General features: G+C 68.3%; 15 protein-coding genes. 6 read left to right on the top strand and 9 right to left on the bottom strand.

From position 1 onward, the window contains the following. Nucleotides 1-31: 31 nt before the first annotated feature. From Q0044_RS11285 to chpT, 4 genes are all read right to left on the bottom strand, one after another. Nucleotides 32-1,915, bottom strand: a complete 1,884-nt coding sequence (locus Q0044_RS11285) for a M20/M25/M40 family metallo-hydrolase (RefSeq protein ID WP_298162279.1) — start codon at nt 1,913-1,915, stop codon at nt 32-34. Between the two features lie 62 nt (nt 1,916-1,977). Beyond that, nucleotides 1,978-2,793: a CheR family methyltransferase gene (locus Q0044_RS11280; protein WP_298162276.1), complete on the bottom strand. Its 816-nt coding sequence runs from the start codon at nt 2,791-2,793 to the stop codon at nt 1,978-1,980. A gap of 31 nt (nt 2,794-2,824) precedes the next feature. After that, the gene (locus Q0044_RS11275) at nt 2,825-3,190 is read right to left on the bottom strand and encodes a response regulator (protein WP_298162411.1); all 366 of its coding nucleotides are present in this window, start codon (nt 3,188-3,190) and stop codon (nt 2,825-2,827) included. A 94-nt stretch (nt 3,191-3,284) separates the two neighbouring features. Continuing rightward, on the bottom strand, nt 3,285-3,950 hold the full coding sequence (chpT, locus tag Q0044_RS11270) for a histidine phosphotransferase ChpT (protein WP_298162275.1): 666 nt from the start codon (nt 3,948-3,950) through the stop codon (nt 3,285-3,287). A 97-nt stretch (nt 3,951-4,047) separates the two neighbouring features. Here chpT and cysQ point away from each other — a divergent pair, with 97 nt between their 5' ends. Next, nucleotides 4,048-4,830, top strand: coding sequence for a 3'(2'),5'-bisphosphate nucleotidase CysQ (gene cysQ, locus Q0044_RS11265; RefSeq protein ID WP_298162274.1), 783 nt, complete (start codon nt 4,048-4,050; stop codon nt 4,828-4,830). Nucleotides 4,831-4,851: 21 nt separating this feature from the next. Here cysQ and Q0044_RS11260 read toward each other — a convergent pair whose 3' ends face one another. Next, complete coding sequence (locus Q0044_RS11260; protein ID WP_298162272.1) at nt 4,852-6,102, bottom strand: hypothetical protein; 1,251 nt, start codon at nt 6,100-6,102, stop codon at nt 4,852-4,854. Nucleotides 6,103-6,264: 162 nt separating this feature from the next. On the opposite strand from Q0044_RS11260, the gene Q0044_RS11255 reads away from it, so the two are divergent. Together Q0044_RS11255 and Q0044_RS11250 are read left to right on the top strand one after the other, a co-directional pair. Beyond that, nucleotides 6,265-7,374, top strand: a complete 1,110-nt coding sequence (locus Q0044_RS11255; protein ID WP_298162271.1) for an alkene reductase — start codon at nt 6,265-6,267, stop codon at nt 7,372-7,374. A 92-nt stretch (nt 7,375-7,466) separates the two neighbouring features. After that, on the top strand, nt 7,467-9,701 hold the full coding sequence (locus Q0044_RS11250) for a putative bifunctional diguanylate cyclase/phosphodiesterase (RefSeq protein WP_298162270.1): 2,235 nt from the start codon (nt 7,467-7,469) through the stop codon (nt 9,699-9,701). A gap of 7 nt (nt 9,702-9,708) precedes the next feature. On the opposite strand, the gene yczR is transcribed toward Q0044_RS11250, so the two are convergent. Next, on the bottom strand, nt 9,709-11,148 hold the full coding sequence (gene yczR / locus Q0044_RS11245) for a MocR-like transcription factor YczR (protein ID WP_298162269.1): 1,440 nt from the start codon (nt 11,146-11,148) through the stop codon (nt 9,709-9,711). A gap of 59 nt (nt 11,149-11,207) precedes the next feature. Between yczR and yczE the strand changes: the two genes are divergently transcribed. Continuing rightward, entirely contained in the window at nt 11,208-11,819 is a 612-nt protein-coding gene (gene yczE / locus Q0044_RS11240; RefSeq protein ID WP_298162268.1) for a membrane protein YczE, read from the top strand. Here the strand turns inward: yczE and Q0044_RS11235 are convergent. Then, nucleotides 11,816-12,526 carry a hypothetical protein gene (locus tag Q0044_RS11235; protein ID WP_298162267.1) on the bottom strand — a complete coding sequence of 237 codons (711 nt, stop codon included), beginning with the start codon at nt 12,524-12,526 and terminating at the stop codon, nt 11,816-11,818. The two genes, yczE and Q0044_RS11235, sit on opposite strands and share 4 nt — an antisense overlap. A gap of 80 nt (nt 12,527-12,606) precedes the next feature. On the opposite strand from Q0044_RS11235, the gene Q0044_RS11230 reads away from it, so the two are divergent. Next, nucleotides 12,607-12,813: a hypothetical protein gene (locus Q0044_RS11230; RefSeq protein WP_298162265.1), complete on the top strand. Its 207-nt coding sequence runs from the start codon at nt 12,607-12,609 to the stop codon at nt 12,811-12,813. Here Q0044_RS11230 and Q0044_RS11225 read toward each other — a convergent pair. Then, nucleotides 12,810-14,441, bottom strand: a complete 1,632-nt coding sequence (locus tag Q0044_RS11225) for a peptide chain release factor 3 (RefSeq protein WP_298162264.1) — start codon at nt 14,439-14,441, stop codon at nt 12,810-12,812. The two genes, Q0044_RS11230 and Q0044_RS11225, sit on opposite strands and share 4 nt — an antisense overlap. Before the next feature lie 182 nt (nt 14,442-14,623). Between Q0044_RS11225 and Q0044_RS11220 the strand changes: the two genes are divergently transcribed. Continuing rightward, entirely contained in the window at nt 14,624-14,785 is a 162-nt protein-coding gene (locus Q0044_RS11220) for a hypothetical protein (RefSeq protein WP_298162263.1), read from the top strand. A 5-nt stretch (nt 14,786-14,790) separates the two neighbouring features. On the opposite strand, the gene Q0044_RS11215 is transcribed toward Q0044_RS11220, so the two are convergent. Next, on the bottom strand, nt 14,791-16,320 hold the full coding sequence (locus Q0044_RS11215) for a hypothetical protein (RefSeq protein WP_298162262.1): 1,530 nt from the start codon (nt 16,318-16,320) through the stop codon (nt 14,791-14,793). Nucleotides 16,321-16,334: the final 14 nt, after the last annotated feature.

The following is a 16,334-nucleotide window of genomic DNA, read 5'->3' as shown; positions in this document are numbered from 1 at the left end:
CTTCCGCTTAAACGGCAGGGTTAGCGGCGTCCTAAGTGGGCCCGTCGGCCGCAGGCGGCGGCGCGGGCTCGGCGAAGCGCGCGGTCAGGGACAGACCGCAGGCCAGGATCAGGCAGGCCGCCGCCGCGGCGGCGAGCGTTCCCTTGGCGCGCGGGGCGAGCGGGGCGAGGAACAGCTGGACCAGAAGGGTCATAAGGGCCAGAACGCCGGGCAGGTCCATGCCGACGCCGAGGAAGACCTGGTGCGACAGGTTCAGGATCCAGGCCCCGCCGATCACGGTGGCGACGACCGCAGGGATAAGGGAGCGGGGGCTCTCGAGACGGGCGCCGACCAGGGCGCAGGCGCCTGCGGCCGCCGCTGCGAGCAGGCCCGGCCAGATCAGGATCAGGGCGGCTTCAGGGGCTGCGCCCTGGACCACGCAGCCGAGGACGAAGATCAGGGCGATCAGGCCGAGCCAGCCGCCCCAGACGGTTTTCGGCGCACTCTGCGGCCAGGCGGTCAGGGCGATGGCGACGCCGCCGGCGCCGAGGATGACCGGATCGAATCCGCCCAGCGCAAAACTGGCGACCACCGCCGCGAGGACGACCCCGGCCAGCAGTTTCGGCCCGAGGGCCTGTCGTCCGGCCAGCAGGGCCAGGGCGATCGAGGCCATGGCCAGACCGGTTCCGGCCTCCATCCAGGGCAGACGACGCAGCAGTGTATAGTAGACGTCGGCGGACTCGGCCCGCGACGAGAGCGGTCCGGCCAGTACGCGGACGCCGCCGGCGATCACGATCCCCATGGCCAGGACCCACAGGCCCGACAGCATGCCGCGTCCGACGTCGGCCGCGGTCAGCCGGGTAGCATGACGCGCGCCCCAGGCCGCGAAGGCGCCGAGTCCGGCGGTGATCGCCAGAAGGGTCCAGCCGAGTTCGAGCGAATGGACGATGGTGAACAGGCCGAGATAGTCGCCGTAGACGACGTTGCGGCCCGCAACGGGAAGGGCGTCGGCCCGGAGCAGGGCGTCGGTCGCCTCAAGCGCCTGGGATCCGATGTGCTGCACCGCGCCCTGATCGAGGTTGTCCGGGGTGGCGGTCGGGGAGTGATACTGGGACGGTCGCCCGATGAAGGCGAAATTGACCCCGCCGATGCCCCGGTTCTTGGGGATGGTGAAGTCGGTGCCGTTCGGCATGTTCTCATAGACGAAGATCGACAGGGAGCTGGAAGAGGCCCCGCCGTCGGCACGGCGCGCCGCCCGGCTGAACAGGTCGATGGTCTCCTCGTTGCCACGCCCGGTCTCGAACATGAAGGCGCGTCCGCCGCCGCCTCTGGCCTCCAGATTGACCACTGCGCCGATGCGGTCGCGAAGAGGATGTTCGGAGAAGAAGATGCGGGCGCCGTCGAGATTCAGTTCTTCTGCGTCGGTGAGCAGGACGACGAGACTGCGGTCCGCCGGGCCACGCTCCCTGATTGCGCGTACGGCCTCAAGAACAGCGGCGACGCCGGCGCCGTCATCGGCCGCGCCGGGAGAGTCCCAGGCGCTGTCGTAGTGGGCCATCATCAGGACGGCGGCGGCAGTCGGATTCCGTCCGGGCAGGACGCCGACGATATTGACCGCCTGGTTGCCCGCCGCCGCGGGATCGCCGCCCCACTGGGTCAGCCGGTTCACGGTCTCCGGGGAAAGGGCCCCGGCCTGCAAAGCCGGGTTCAGGCCCAGGGCCGCCATCCGACCGAAGAGATATTGCTGAACACGCGCATGGTCTGCCGATCCGACCGGGTGGGGACGGGCGGCGATGGCGCGAACGTCGGTCATGGCGCGGGCGGCGGAGAAGTCGACGGCGGGGGTTTCAGGTCCGCGCGGAGCAGGGACCTGAAGAGCCCAGACACCGATCAGCAGGGCGACCGCCAGCGATCCCAGGAACAGAGCCCAACGCATCGTCAATCCCCCTCGACGTTCCCCGGACCATAGGGGGGCAGACGGGGTTGTGTCGACCGGGATCAGGCGGCGCGGCTGAGGGCGGACGGCGCCTTGACGAACAGTCCCTTGCGGCCGGTCACGGGGCGGAACGCGACGGTGTCGCCATCGATCCGCTCGTCGGTGCCCAGGATGAGGACGCCGTCGTCCACCAGCCGTCGCTCAAGGCCGTCGACGACCTGGCCGCGTTTGGCGGGGTCCATCTCCGAGAGGATGTTGCGGCACAGGATGACGTCGAAGCGGGCGGCGTCGGATGGCGCGTCCAGAAGGTTGTGGCGCGCGAAGCGGACCGCATCGCGCAGGGCCGGCTTGGCCACCCAGGCGTCGTCCGCCGGGTCGAACCAGTCGAGCATGGTCCGGGCGGAGAGGCCACGCTGAATCTCGAAAGCGGTGTAGACGCCCGAGCGCCCGCGTTCGACGGCGCGCTGCGACAGGTCCGTGGCGACGATCTCGACATTGGCGCCGGCGTCGAGCGCCGCCATGGCCAGGGAATAGGGCTCCTGTCCATGCGAGCAGCCTGCGCACCAGACCCGAACCAGTCCCTCGGGCCGGGCACCGCCGATGGCGGGCAGAAGCTCGCCGGCGAAGGTATCGAACACGGCGCGATCGCGACGGAACCAGGTTTCCGGGTTCAAGAGGGCCTCGATGACCGCCCAGCCGAGGCTGGCCACGGGCTTGGCCCAGAGACTGGCCAGCATGTCGTCGACGCTGTCGAAGCCCTCGCGACGGGCGACGGGCGCCAGTCGATGCTCAGCCAGATGGATACGGTCGCGCCCGAGCCGGAAGCCGGCGCGCGAGACCATCAGGGCCTGCAGACGGTCGAAGTCGTCCTGGATCATGTGACGGCTGCTGCGCGGGTCATGACGGGCTTCAGACCGCTCCGACTTCGGAGAATTTGGAGTGCAGGATCTCGCTGTCGAACGGTTTCATGACGTAGTCGTCGGCCCCTGCCGAAAGGGCCTCGGCGATACGATCAGGGGCCGTCTCTATGGTGCAGAACAGGACCTTGGGCCGGTCGCCGCCGGGGGTGGCGCGCAGCCGACGCAGGAAGGTCAGGCCGTCCATCACCGGCATGTTCCAGTCGAGCAGGACGACGTCGGGCATCATGCCGGCGCAGTAGGACAGGGCCTCGACACCATCAGCCGCTTCATCGACCTCGAAGCCGAGACCTTCCACGATGCGACGCGCGACCTTCCGGATGATCCGGCTGTCGTCGACGATCAGGCAGGTGCGGATGTCCAACGCGGTTGTCTCCCAGCGGCCGGAATCACCCGCCGCTTCATCCGCCAATATCGCTTCCGGGCGGTTAACGAGGCGTTGGGATTCGGGATTAAGACGGCATCCGCGCCGTCATGGCGACGCGGCCTTCCACAGCCTCGACGGACAGGGTTCCGCCCGCCTGATCAGCTGTCAGCCAAAGCCAGTAGGGCTGGATCCACTGACCCGCGAGACCGTCGGTCAGGCGCAGGCCGGCCAGACCGGTCGCCGCCTCGGCCTTGAGCCGGGCCCTCGCGCCCTCGGCGACGCCCTCGATCACCAGTTGCGTGCCCTCGCGGCGCACGGCGACCGTCGCCGCACCGCCCATCGGCAGGGCGCCGACCGTCAGATAGGCCAGGTTGACCAGGGCGCGGGCCTGGGGTTTGCCGAAGTCGCCTTCCCCGAGGTTCCAGGCCAGGGTCGCCCGACCCCCCGAGACGACGTTGTCGACCAGGGCGGTCAGTTCGGCGCCCGTGAACCGCTCGGCGGTGGTGGCGGCCCCGAAGGCGACGCGGCAGAACTGGACCAGGGCGACCATCTTCTTCGCGCTGTCGGCGATCAGTCCCATGGCGTCGTCGCGCATGTCCTGGGCGGTCGGGTCGTTCAGCAGGTCCAGGCCCGACATGATCGCGCCCGACGGCGAGATGAAGTCGTGGCAGAGTTTGGCGGCGATCAGGCTGGCCAGCTCCTGGCCGTCGACCGGCAGTTCTGACGGGGCGGAAAAGGCGGCGTCGGTCATGCGGGGGTCTGGCTCGTCGAGAACTGTGGATCTGATCGGCAGGCTGGCGTGATTTGCCGGTTCGCGAAACCGTCCGCGATGGTCTATCCCCCGGCGAATGACCGACAGACTTGCTTCCGACCTCGCCTCCGGCGCTCTTCACGATCATCTCGCTGCGATCGCGGAGGAAGCCGCTGCGGTCATCCTGCCCTTCTGGCGAGCCGGCGGAGAGGTCTTTTCCAAGGCCGACGACAGCCCGGTGACCCTGGCGGATCGGCAGGCCGAGGCCCTGATCCTGTCGCGCCTCGCCACCCTCTATCCGGAGGTCCAGGCCGTGGCCGAGGAACAGTCGGAGGCGGACGGCAAGCCGGAGAGCGCGGCCGAGCGGTTCTGGTTGATCGACCCGCTGGATGGAACCAAGGGGTTCGTCCAGGGCAAGGAGAGCTTCACCGTCAACATCGCCCTGGTCGAGGGAAACCGTCCGACCGTCGGCGTCGTCTCGGCACCGGCGACCGCCCTGACCTGGCGCACCGCGCCCGGCGGCGGGGCCCAGATGCGGCGCTATGGCGACGCCTGGCGCGCGATCCGGGTGCGCAACCGGCCGGACGAGGGATTCGCCCTGCTCAGCCACAGCGTCACCGACGAGGAGGCCGTCCGCCTCGCCGCCCGACATGGCTGCACCCAATGGCAGGGGACGGATTCGTCCTTGAAGTTCTGCCTGATCGCCGAGGGCCGGTTCGACGCCTATCCGCGCACCGGCCCGACCATGGAATGGGATACGGCGGCGGGCCAGGCGGTGCTGGAAGCGGCTGGAGGGCGGGTGCTCGGGGCGGACGGCCAGCCGCTGGCCTATGCCAAGCCGGGGTTCCTCAACGGGGCGTTCGTGGCAATGGGCGGGTAGGGGGCCTCAGACTGCGGCACTTCAGGCCCGGACTGGAAGCCCCATCATCAGCCCTCGGGCGCGGTCGGCGATGACGGCGACGCCGTGGTCACGCGCGGCCTCGGCGGCTTCGGCCAGGACGAAGGCGGCCTGATCAGGGTCGGAGCCCATCAGCTCGCTGCGGGCGATCATGAGGCGGGCCATGGCCATCTGGTCGACGGCCCAGTCGATGGCCGGAGGGGCGCCGGTACGGTCGGCGAGGCGGCGGCGGACGCGGGTCTCGATCCGCGTGAGTTCGGTCAGGTCGCCGGCGGTTGCCGCCGCATCGATTTCGCGCGCCACCAGCAGGTCCAGCGCCAGCGCGCCGAGGATCGTGCCCCGGCCCGTGGTCAGGGCCACGGACTGGCGGATCGGCGCGATGGGGGCGGAAGGATCGATGGAGCGGGCGATCTGGATGGCGACCCAGTCCAGCGGGCTGTGATCGACGAAGAACTGGTCCGCGGCGGCTTCGAACATCTCGTGGCCGGTCTTCATCGCCGCGTCGTCGTTCGCCATGGCGGCCAGGGCCGAGAGACCGGCGGCGCAAAGCGCCAGGGCGCGGGCGCGCGTCAGGGGGCGGGTGTCCGGCGACGAGGCCTCGACAAGCGCGGTCAGGTCACGGCCGGCCTGGTCCAGCAGGCGGGCATCGCGCTGGATGATGCCGCCTTCCAGCGCCAGGGCGGCGGCGTCGAGTCGCAGGTCGTCGGCCTCGAGCGGATTGTGCTTTGTCAGGGCGTGCAGGGCCGCGTCCATCAGGGCGGCGGCGTCCTGACGATCCGTCGATTTCTCGCTGAGCCGGGCCTGACGGGCGCGGATGCGGGCATGGACGCCGGCGCAGGAGGCCAGGGTCGGCAGCCGCTTCGACGTGGCGTCGCGCGCCATCTCGCCGGCCTGGGCCACGGCGTCGCGGTCGCCGAACAGGTCGAATTTCGTGATCAGGGCCTGGGCCCCCGCCAGGAGGGCGCGGGCGCGCTCGTCCTCGGTGCGGGCGGCCTTCACGGCGTCTTCAGCCGTGGTCAGGGCGCGAGCGATACTGTCCGGGGCGCCAGTGCGGCGGGCGTGCTCACGCCACAGAACCGAGGCGCGATGCCAGGTCTGGGACGGACGCAGGCAAGAGACGCGGCCCCCGTCGGTCGTCAGGGATTTGGCCTCTCTCGCAAGGAGGTTGACGCCGATCAGCTCCAGCCAGCCGAGGTCGTCGCTCTCGCGCGCCTGCACGAAGAGGCGTCTCAGATCCTTGCCGAACTCAAACATGGCCACGTCTTCAGTCTCCGCGCGTCCCGGATCGGGACCGTCTCAGGCGTTTGCTTCCCTGTCTAGCAAACCCGACGCCGCCCGGTGGTTCCGGGCCTGTCCCTGTTGCGCCTGCGTCGGGCGATGCTTACCTGTCGGTTAACGTAACACTAGGTGTTTCATATGACGACTCTCTTCGACCCCATCGACCTCGGCGCGATCCACCTCTCGAACAGGATCGTCATGGCGCCCCTGACCCGCAGCCGCGCGATTGCGGGCGAGGTACCGAACCCCCTGGCGGTCGAATACTATTCCCAGCGCGCCTCGACCGGCCTGATCATTTCCGAGGCGACCCAGATCAGCCAGTCGGGTCAGGGCTATCCCAACACGCCCGGCATCTTCACCGACGAACAGGTCGCCGGCTGGAAGGCCATCACGGACGCCGTCCATGCCAGGGGCGGCAAGATGGTCGCCCAGCTTTGGCATGTCGGCCGGGTGTCGATACCGGACTACCAGCCCGACGGCGGACAGGCCGTCGCGCCCTCCGCGATCGCCGCAGTCGGCAATGCGATGAAGCGTGATTTCTCGATGACCCCGTTCGAGACGCCTCGCGCACTTGCGGTTGAGGAGATCAAGGCCATCGTGGCCGACTACGCCCACGCCGCCGAACAGGCCAGGAAGGCCGGGTTCGACGGGGTCGAGGTGCACGGTGCGAACGGCTATCTGATCGATCAATTCCTGAAGGACGGGTCCAACCAGCGCGACGACAGCTATGGCGGCTCGGTCGAGAACCGGTCGCGTTTCCTGCTCGAGGTTGTGGCCGCTGTGGTCGCCGTTTGGGGCGCGGACCGGGTCGGACTGCGCCTGTCGCCGTCCAACGGATCGAACGGGACGCAGGATTCCAACCCTGAGACGATCTTCGTCCATGCGGCCGCAGCGCTCAAGCCGTTCGGTCTGGCCTATCTGCACGTCATCGAGGGCGAGCCCGGCACGCCCATGGCCAGCTGGGACGGCGCGCCGAAGCTGGCGGCGAGGATGCGCGAGGCCTTTGGCGGTCCCGTCATGCTGAACGGCGGCCTGACGCGCGAACTGGCCGAGGCGGCCATCGCCGAGGGTCGCGCCGACCTGGTCAGCGTGGGCGTGCCGGTCCTGGCCAATCCCGATCTGGTGGAGCGCTGGAAACGGAACGCTCCGCTCAACACGCCTGACAAGGCCACCTTCTATGGCGGCGGGGCCAGGGGCTACACCGACTACCCGTTCCTCGAGGCGGCCGAAGCCCAGGCGACGGAATGAACAGCTGGCCTGCTCCAGCCGTTCACCATTCCTGAAAGAACCCTGTTAGGGTCCGAGCTCTACGGTCGACCCCCGAACAAGGGGACAGGCCGTTGCCACAGCGCGCAAAGGCGAGAAATCTATTCTGGTCCGTCGCGGCAGGCGGCGGGATCGCGATCGCCCTGCTGGCAGCGACCTTGCTGCGCATGTCGGAGGATTTCGATCGGGTCGCCAAGGCGCGCGAGCAGGTCGTCGTCGCCAACGGCCTGTCGTCCCGGGTGGTGGAGCTCGGCCGGTCGGTCGTCCCTCTGGCTGTGTGGGATGATGCGGTCGCCAATCTGGACAACCGGTTCGACCGGGACTGGGCGCGCGACAACATCGGCACTTTTCCGTACGCCACCGACGGACTCGAGTTCTCGTGGGTGCTCGATGCCGACGACCGGCCGATTTACGCCATGGAGGAGGGTCGCGACGTGGCGACTTCCGGGTTCGCGGACCTTGAGCCGTCGGTGTCGGGGATCATCGGCAAGGTCCGGCAGGCGGAGGCATCACGGGCCGCCGCGGCCGCGCCGTCGGCCGCATCGCCACAGGTCGCTATCGTCGCCAACACCACGGCCAGGATCGGACCGGACCTGTTCATCCTGTCCGCGACCCTGGTGCAGCCGGATTTCGGAACGGCCCGAATCCTCGGTCGCCGCGCCCCGATCGTCGTGACCGGTCACAAGATGGATCAGGCGTTCGTCGACGCCTTCGCGGACCGCTACATGCTGGCCGACGCCCACCTGCACCTGGCCGATGCTCGCTCGGAGCCGGACCAGGCTCACGTGGGCATCCCGGGGCCAACGGGGACGGTGGTGGCCACCCTGGACTGGACGCCGGAGCGTCCAGGAGGCGCGCTGTTGCGCAAATTCCTGCCGATGACGCTGGTCCTGCTGGCCGGATTGCTGGCCATCGCGCTTATTTCCTACCGCAAGGCGCACGCCGCCACGCGCGCTGTCGTGGCCAGCGAACAGCGGGCGGTTCATATCGCCTCCCACGACAAGCTGACGGGGCTGGGCAACCGCCGGGCGCTGGAAGACCGGCTGGAAACCATCTTCGCCGCCCGGGCGAGTGGCGGGCTGCGTTATGCCCTGCACTGTGTGGATCTGGATAACTTCAAGGAAGTCAACGATCTGAGCGGTCACTCCGTCGGGGACGAGATGCTGCGGACCGTCGCGCGGCGACTGCGTCGTCTCGAGCGCGCCGAGGACATGTGCTTCCGCCTGGACGGTGACGAATTCGCGGTGCTCCAGGTGATCGATGAGGGGGCCGACCCGGCTGCCTTCGCGGACCGGATTCTGCAGACGCTGGCCAAGCGCTATGCCCTGTCGATCGGGCGCTTCACCCTGACGAGCAGTATCGGCGTGGGTCTGGCGGAACCGACGGATCAGGAGCCCGGCGACCTGCTGCGCAAGGCGGGGCTGGCCCTGGTCTCGGCCAAGCGCGAGGGACGGGCGCGGTTCGCGATCCATGATCCAGGGATGGACGAGGTCCTGCGTCGCCGGCGAGGTCTTCAGAACGCCCTGCGCCGCGATCTTCAGGCCGGAGCTCTGACGATGGTCTACCAGCCCCAGGTCGACCGCGGTCGCGCCATGACGGGGGTAGAGGCCCTCGTGCGCTGGACCTCGGCCGAGTTCGGACCGGTTTCGCCCGCGGTCTTCGTGCCTCTGGCAGAAGAGAGCGGGATGATCGAGTTGCTGGGAGCCTTTACGATCAGGCGCGCTTTCGAGGACAGTCTGCGATGGCCGGACCTCAAGATGGCCGTCAATATCTCCGCGCTTCAGCTGCGTGATCCCGGCTTCACCGACCGGATTCTTGCGCTCGCGCGCGACACCGGTGTCAGCCCGTCGGGCATCGAGCTCGAACTCACCGAGGGGATTCTGGTCGACCGCGGACAGGGTGCGACGAGCCAGCTCAGGAATCTGAGAGAGGCCGGATTCTCGATCGCCATCGACGATTTCGGTACGGGCTATTCCAGCCTGTCCTATCTGAACCGCTTCCCCATCGAGAAGATCAAGATCGACCGGTCGTTCGTCATCGACATGGGGCGATCGAAATCGGCCGATGTCCTGGTCTCCAGCATCGTCCAGCTGGGCCGCTCACTGAACATGAGGGTGATCGCCGAAGGCGTCGAGACGGCGGACCAATGGCTTCGCCTGGCCGCTGCCGGTTGCAATGAGTTCCAGGGCTACCTGGCCAGCCGGCCGGTACCGGCCGAGGTCATCGACCGGATCTATGCGGGTGAGCGGGTCGACGTGGTCGGGGAAGACGCCCGATTCGCCCCGGAACACAGGCTGGCGGCCGCCTGATCAGGCTCTAGAAGACATCCGGCTCAGGGGCCTGGGTCCGCCGGGCCGGACGGGCTCCGACATCGGCCCAGGCCTCCGCCAACATATCGACGGCTGCCTCCAGTTCGGGCTCGGGCAGGCAATAGGGCAGGCGGACGAACCGCTGGAAGGCGCCGTCCACGCCGAACCGAGTGCCGGGCGCGATGATGACGCCGCGCTTCCGGGCTTCGACCACGAGAGCGGCGACCGACGGACGGGGCAGGGCGACCCAGAGCGACAGGCCGCCCACCGGCCGCGTCGTCTTCCAGTCCGGCAGGACCTTTGCCAGGCGTGCATACAGCGCCGCCTCGCGCCCGGCCAGCAGCCGCCGACGTTCGACCACCGGCGACTGGTCGCCGACCAGCAGGTGCGCAGCGGCCAGTTGCTCGATCACAGCCGCGCCGAGGTCCAGCGACGCCCGTGCGCGTACCGCGGCATCCGCCACCTCGACCTCGGCCCTGATCCAGCCGATCCGCAGCCCGCCCCACCAGGTCTTGCTCATGGAGCCAAGCCGCGCGACGTGCGGACCGGGGACGGATGGCGGGGGCGGTGGCCGGTCGAACCACAGCTCGCGCTGGGTGTCGTCCATGACCATCAGGCTGCCGACCCGGGCGACCGCCTCGGCCACCTTTGCTTCGTCCTCAGCCGCGATGACATGGCCGGTCGGGTTCTGATGGGCCCCCAGCAGATAGACCAGGCGGGGCCGGACCCGCTCGATCGTGGCGATCAGCCCGTCTATGTCCCAGCCGCCGGGCGCCAAAGCCACCGGCACAGGCCGCATCCCCGCCCGCACGATCGCCTCGATGGCATGGGGATAGGTCGGGTGGTCGATCACCACGGCGTCACCGGGACGTCCGAAGGCCCTGAGCAGGATCGCCAGTCCGTTCTGGGCCCCGGCCGTCACCACGATCTGGTCCGGCCGCGTCGGCAGACCCGCGCGGTCATAGGCCTCCGCAGCCGCCCGTCGCATGGGCAACAGGCCGACGGGGTCGTAGCCATGCCCCGGCAGGTGCGGCGGCAGGGAGTCGAGCGCCCGTGCATAGGCCGAATGCACATGCGCCCCGGCCGGCAGGACCGCCGTGGCCATATTGACCACCTCCGGGCCCGGCGCGACGTGGAACAGCCCCTCCAGCCGCTCGGCCCGGCTGAAGGGCAGGGCCGTGAAGGTGCCCGATCCGACGCGGCTGGTCAGGAAGCCGTCAGCCCGCAATCTGTCCAGGGCGGCGCTGACCGTAATCCGACTGACGCCCAGGGCCTCGGCCAGCCGGCGCTCCCCCGGCAGGCGCGCGTCCAGCGGCAACCGCCCGTCCAGCACCAGACCCTTCAGGGCGTCGGCCAGGCTGCGCCAGGCGACGTCCTTCGTCCCGGCGGCGCGCCAGTCGCCGAGATGACGCGACAGACTGTTCAGATTGACGACGGAGCCGGACATGAGGCCATCGTCGCCAAAGTGGCTATGGATTACAAGGCCGGTTGGTCTAGCGTAGCCGCATGTTCATCCGTCGCTTCATCCAGCTCCAGATCGGCCTGCTTCTGTACGGAGCGTCGCTGGCCCTTATGGTCCGCGCCGACCTGGGCCTGAATCCCTGGAGTGTCTTCCATCAGGGACTGTCGGAACTGACCGGGCTCAGCCTGGGCCTGATCGTCAACATCGTCGGGGCGCTGGTCCTTCTGATCTGGATCCCGCTGAGGCAGAAGCCGGGCGTGGGCACGATCTGCAATGTGCTGGTCATCGGCACGGCGGCGGATGTGAGCCTTTATTTCCTGCCGGAGATCCAGGGCCTGGGGCTGCAGATCGGGTTCCTGGTCGGGGCCATCCTGCTGAACGGGGTGGCGACCGGGGCCTATATCGGCGCAGGCCTGGGGCCGGGGCCTCGCGACGGACTGACGACCGGCGGCGTGCGCGTGACCGGCTGGGAGGTTCGCTGGGTGCGGATGGGGATCGAGGGGCTGGTCCTCGTCATGGGCTGGATGCTGGGCGGCACGATCGGGGTCGGTACGGTGGCCTACGCCCTGTCGAACGGGCCGCTGTTGCAGTTCTTCCTGCCGATGTTCGAGATCCGGCCTCCGGCTGCGCCTGTTGCGGCGCCGTCGCCCGGCTAGGAGCCGAAGCGGGCGTTCTCGGGCACGTCCGCGAGCCGGCAGAAGTTCCACAGATCGTCCTCGGCCGCATCGACGTCGTCACCGAAGCGGGCGGTGCGCTTGATCTGATCGGTGCCGAGCACTTCGTAGGTGACGTTGTAGGCGCCGGCGTCGCCGCCCATCTCGGTCCGGCAGCGCTGTTCCTCGTCCCAGCTGTTGGGGCCGGTCTGCAGGAACTGGCCGGGCTCGCAGCCGCCGTAGTCGAGGGTGAAGGCAGTCGGTGTCAGGAAGGCCAGATCGCCCTCGCCGGGCCAGACCTGTTCGCAGTCCTTGTCGCCCCGGACATAGTAGCCGAGCGTCATCGGGATGGGATCCGGCTCGGTCTGGCCGGGCTCGAGGGTGACGCCCACCTGACCTTCAGAGGTTTCAACGCCCTCCTCGCCGGTGGCTCCCAGCAGGTCTTCCAGGGTGCGGTCGGCCGCCGTCGTCCGGGCACGAGAGGTCTGGGGACGGGCAGGTTGCGGGAGCGCCGCCTGTGGACGCTGTGCCGCGCTCAGCGGGGGCTGGGCGTTGGGGCGAGGCGTCAAGGTCGATTGGGCAGGTGCGGTGTTCAGCGACCGGGTCGTCGCCGAGCCCTGGTTTTGCTGAGCCGATGCAGCGCCGGCCAGCAAAAGGGCGCCGGCCGCCAAGGCTACGGTCGTCCCACAGGTCATTGTTCGTCCGTTCATGTTGTCCTTTGAAGCAGGCCCGGACGACAAAACGAAGGCGCGCGGCCAGGATTCATTCCGAATCCACCTGACGGAACGTGATGAGCGCCAGAGGTCCTTACAGATTCAGGCTGCTGCACGTGATCGATGTGCTGGCTGCGATCTGGATCGTGGCCGCCTTCGTCGGCCTAACGTGGCTGGACCTGCCGTGGATCGGTTCGCGCACCAACCCGATGGTGATCCTGATCCCGTTCGGCCTGTTCGGCGGCTACTTCGCCCTCAGGCGAGGCGTGCTGACGAAGCTCTAGCCGCGTTCCTTCGTCTTGGTGAAGGCGACCTTCGGGAAGCGCTCCATCACATAGCCGGTCTCCCAGCTCGACTTGGCGAGGAAAACCGGGGCCTGGTCGATGTCGCGGGCCATCTGGCCGCGGTATTTGCCCATGAAGTCCTCGACGTCGGCCTTGTCGCCGTCGATCCAGCGCGCCTCGGCATAGGGGCTGTGCTCGAAGATGACCTCCAGGCCGTATTCCTCGCCCAGTCGGTCGGCCATGACCTCGAACTGCAGCTGGCCGACGGCCCCGACGATGAAGTCCGCGCCGATCTCGGGGCGGAACAGCTGGGTCACGCCCTCCTCGGCCAGACCGTCGAGCGCCTTCTTCAGATGTTTGGCCTTGAGCGGATCCTTGACCCGGACGCGCTGAAGGATTTCCGGCGCGAAGTTCGGCAGGCCGGCGAACCGGATCAGGCCGCTTTCGGACAGGCTGTCGCCGACGCGCAGGACGCCGTGGTTCGGAATGCCGATCACATCGCCGGCGAAGGCGTCGTCGGCCAGTTCGCGGTCGGAGGCGAAGAACATGATGGGGGCGTTCACCGACAGCTGTTTGCCGGTATTCTGGACCTTCAGCTTCATGCCGCGCTTGAAGCTGCCTGATGCCATGCGGAACATGGCGATCCGGTCGCGGTGGTTGGGGTCCATATTGGCCTGGACCTTGAAGACGAAGCCGGTGACCTCGGCATTGCCGGGCTCGACCGTCAGTTCGACCGGAGCGGGGGCGTTGCGGGTCTCGGGCGGGGCTTCCTTGCGGGCCGGCATGGTCTTGGGCGGCGGAGCCCATTCGCCGATGGCGGCCAGCAGTTCGTCGATGCCGAAGTGGCGCAGCGCCGAACCCCACAGGACGGGGGTCATATGGCCTTCAAGGAAGGACTGGCGGTCGAATGCGGGATAGCCGCCCTCGACCAGTTCCTGGGCGTCCATCAGGGCCTGAAGCTCGCCCGCCTCGAAATATTCACCGGCCTCTGCCAGCGGCAAGGCGGCCGGGTGGGGGACGTCGTCCTTCGAGCCCGCGGGCTTCTTCGCATAGGGCTGGAACCTGCCGGTGCCCATCTCGACCATGCCGCGCAGGCGGTTGCCGCTCTCGGCCGGCCACCAGATCGGCGACGGGTCGAGCTGAAGCCGGGAGGCGATCTCGTCCAGCAGGGCCATCGGGTCCTGGGCCTCGCGGTCCAGCTTGTTGATGAAGGTGATGATCGGAATGTCGCGCAGGCGGCAGACCTCGAACAGCTTGAGCGTCTGCGGCTCGATGCCCTTGGCGGCGTCCAGCACCATGATCGCGCAGTCGGCGGCGGTCAGGGTGCGGTAGGTGTCTTCGGAGAAGTCTTCGTGCCCGGGCGTATCGAGCAGGTTGAACATCTTGCCGTCGTGCTCGAACGTCATGACCGAGGCGCTGACCGAGATGCCGCGCTCCTTCTCGATCTTCATCCAGTCGGACTGGGTCCGCCGGTTCTCGCCGCGCGCCCGCACCGCGCCGGCCGCCCGGATGGCGCCGCCGGACAGCAGGATATGTTCCGTCAGCGTGGTCTTGCCGGCGTCGGGGTGCGCGATGATGGCGAAGGTCCTGCGGCGCAGGGCCTCCTGTTCGAGGGTCAGTTTCGACATGGGGGCGGGAGGTAGCGCGCGACGGCTTGAAAGTCACGCGGGCGGGCGTCTTTGCCCGTTCTCGAAGGTCGTTCGACAATGCAGTCGGAAACCGCTCGCCATCACAGGTCTTTGGAGTCATTCTCGTCAGCGCGAGACGTTCCGGACATGAGCCGGACGCCGCAGGGAAGAAGGAAACGGCTATGGCTCTGCTGGATTCAGCACACCGCGTTTCGACCGTCCGGGCGCCTTCCAGACGGTTCACGGAACGCGAGTTTCACCCCGCAATCTGCCTGCTCGCGGGCTTCGGCGTGATCATCGGGACGGCCGGTCTCGTGCATGTGGTGTTCAACGTCCTGATGTAGGGACGTCAGTCAGCCGGCCCGGTCTCCTCGACCGCCGGCGGCGCGTCCGTCGTCAGCGGCTCAAGGCCGGCGCGCTCACGCGCCTGCGCCAGCAGCTCGCGCACCGAGGCGAGGTCTCCGCCGTCATGCGGGTTGTTCGCCAGCGGCGACAGAACGCTCACGGCCTCGAGATACTGTTCCTTGGCCATCAGGATCTGTGCAGCCTCGAACGCCGTGGACCCCAGTTGTGGAGCCAGTCGATAGGCGGACACCGCGATGTTCAGATCGTTGTCGCTGGGATAGCCCGGTGCGCTGCGGCGATTGCGCAGCAGGGCCATGTAGACCCGGAAATCGAGCGGATCGGCCTCATAGGCGGCGCCCAGTCGAAGCTGTGCCTGACGCATCAGGGCCGCGCGTGCGGCGGGGTCTTCGAGGTCGTCGGCGACATCCATCTCGGCACTGGCCATCAGCCATAGCGCCTCCGCATCGGCGGGGTCTGCGGCGATCACCGGTTCCAGCGTGGTGATCGCTTCTGCGGGCAGTTCGGCCTCGATGAGAAATTTGGCCAGGGTCACGGTCGGCAGGCGCTCGCCCGGATGGCGCGCGGCCATCGTCCTGACCCGCTGGATCAGAGCATCCTTGTCGTCACCCAGCGAACGCATCGAACGCAGATCCAGCCAGATCGCATCCTTCGTGCTGTCGGGCAGGGCCGTAACGGTCACCTCGGCCACCGGCAGGGCCTGGGTCAGGGTGTACACCGTCACGCCGCGCCCCAGGTAGGCCCGCAGGCTGTTGGTCAGTCGTTCAGGTGTCTGGCCGGTCTGCGCCTCGAAGGCCGCCACGGACTCCTCGCCCCTTGCGACGGCGGCGAGATAGGCGCTGAATTGGCGTTGTCGCTCGGGCGTCCCGTTCATGTAGTGGGTCAGCAGCCAGGCTTGCGCGTAGTAGGCGGAGCCCTGTCTGGAACCGAGATTGGGTCGCGCGCTCAGCACGGTACGCATCGGGATCCAGTTATTGGCCTGGGCCAGGGAATTGAGTCGGCCCTCGCTCCAAAGACCGTAGCGGATGCGCCCCCAGCGAAGGTCGGAGGGCGCCAGATATTCGGCGAATCCTTCCACGAACCAGGCCGGGTAGGCCTCGTTGTGGTACTGGAACATGTAGTGGTGAGCGTATTCGTGGAACAGGATGGAGTCGCTGTTCTCATTGCTCAGGTCGACCACCGCGTAGATCCGGCCGTCGTTGCGGCTGTAGAAGCCCCCGACCGTCGTCGGCACTCCGGGCCAGACCTGCCGCATCGTCTCATTGTTGGCCGCCAGATAGATCCAGAGCTTGGGCGCTGCGAACTCGTCGCTATTCGGCGGCCGAAACATCTCGAGCATCTCGTGGAAGCGTTCGACCTTGCGGGCGTATTCGGAGATGGCGCCCCGGCTGATCTCGCCCTGGATGACGAAATGCTCGGTCTCGGCGCGCAGGAAGTCCGCGCGTGCCGGGGCAGCGGCACAGATGACGAGGGCCACGGCGAGCGAGAGACCCCGCAAGGCGAAAGAGATACGCATGGCTGAACTTCCCG

The sequence above is a fragment of the Brevundimonas sp. genome, assembly GCF_027484365.1.
Lineage (GTDB): Bacteria > Pseudomonadota > Alphaproteobacteria > Caulobacterales > Caulobacteraceae > Brevundimonas.
The sequence above is the reverse complement of the archived record's forward strand: the minus strand, read 5'-3'. Positions and strand labels throughout refer to the sequence as shown.

What these genes read in the sequence shown, in the direction of transcription:
- Q0044_RS11285 (WP_298162279.1), bottom strand. Translation starts at nt 1,915, where the DNA reads ATGCGTTGGGCTCTGTTCCTGGGATCGCTGGCGGTCGCCCTGCTGATC.
- Q0044_RS11280 (WP_298162276.1), bottom strand. Translation starts at nt 2,793, where the DNA reads ATGATCCAGGACGACTTCGACCGTCTGCAGGCCCTGATGGTCTCGCGC.
- chpT (WP_298162275.1), bottom strand. Translation starts at nt 3,950, where the DNA reads ATGACCGACGCCGCCTTTTCCGCCCCGTCAGAACTGCCGGTCGACGGC.
- cysQ (WP_298162274.1), top strand. Translation starts at nt 4,048, where the DNA reads ATGACCGACAGACTTGCTTCCGACCTCGCCTCCGGCGCTCTTCACGAT.
- Q0044_RS11260 (WP_298162272.1), bottom strand. Translation starts at nt 6,102, where the DNA reads ATGTTTGAGTTCGGCAAGGATCTGAGACGCCTCTTCGTGCAGGCGCGC.
- Q0044_RS11255 (WP_298162271.1), top strand. Translation starts at nt 6,265, where the DNA reads ATGACGACTCTCTTCGACCCCATCGACCTCGGCGCGATCCACCTCTCG.
- yczR (WP_298162269.1), bottom strand. Translation starts at nt 11,148, where the DNA reads ATGTCCGGCTCCGTCGTCAATCTGAACAGTCTGTCGCGTCATCTCGGC.
- yczE (WP_298162268.1), top strand. Translation starts at nt 11,208, where the DNA reads ATGTTCATCCGTCGCTTCATCCAGCTCCAGATCGGCCTGCTTCTGTAC.
- Q0044_RS11235 (WP_298162267.1), bottom strand. Translation starts at nt 12,526, where the DNA reads ATGAACGGACGAACAATGACCTGTGGGACGACCGTAGCCTTGGCGGCC.
- Q0044_RS11230 (WP_298162265.1), top strand. Translation starts at nt 12,607, where the DNA reads ATGAGCGCCAGAGGTCCTTACAGATTCAGGCTGCTGCACGTGATCGAT.
- Q0044_RS11225 (WP_298162264.1), bottom strand. Translation starts at nt 14,441, where the DNA reads ATGTCGAAACTGACCCTCGAACAGGAGGCCCTGCGCCGCAGGACCTTC.
- Q0044_RS11220 (WP_298162263.1), top strand. Translation starts at nt 14,624, where the DNA reads ATGGCTCTGCTGGATTCAGCACACCGCGTTTCGACCGTCCGGGCGCCT.
- Q0044_RS11215 (WP_298162262.1), bottom strand. Translation starts at nt 16,320, where the DNA reads ATGCGTATCTCTTTCGCCTTGCGGGGTCTCTCGCTCGCCGTGGCCCTC.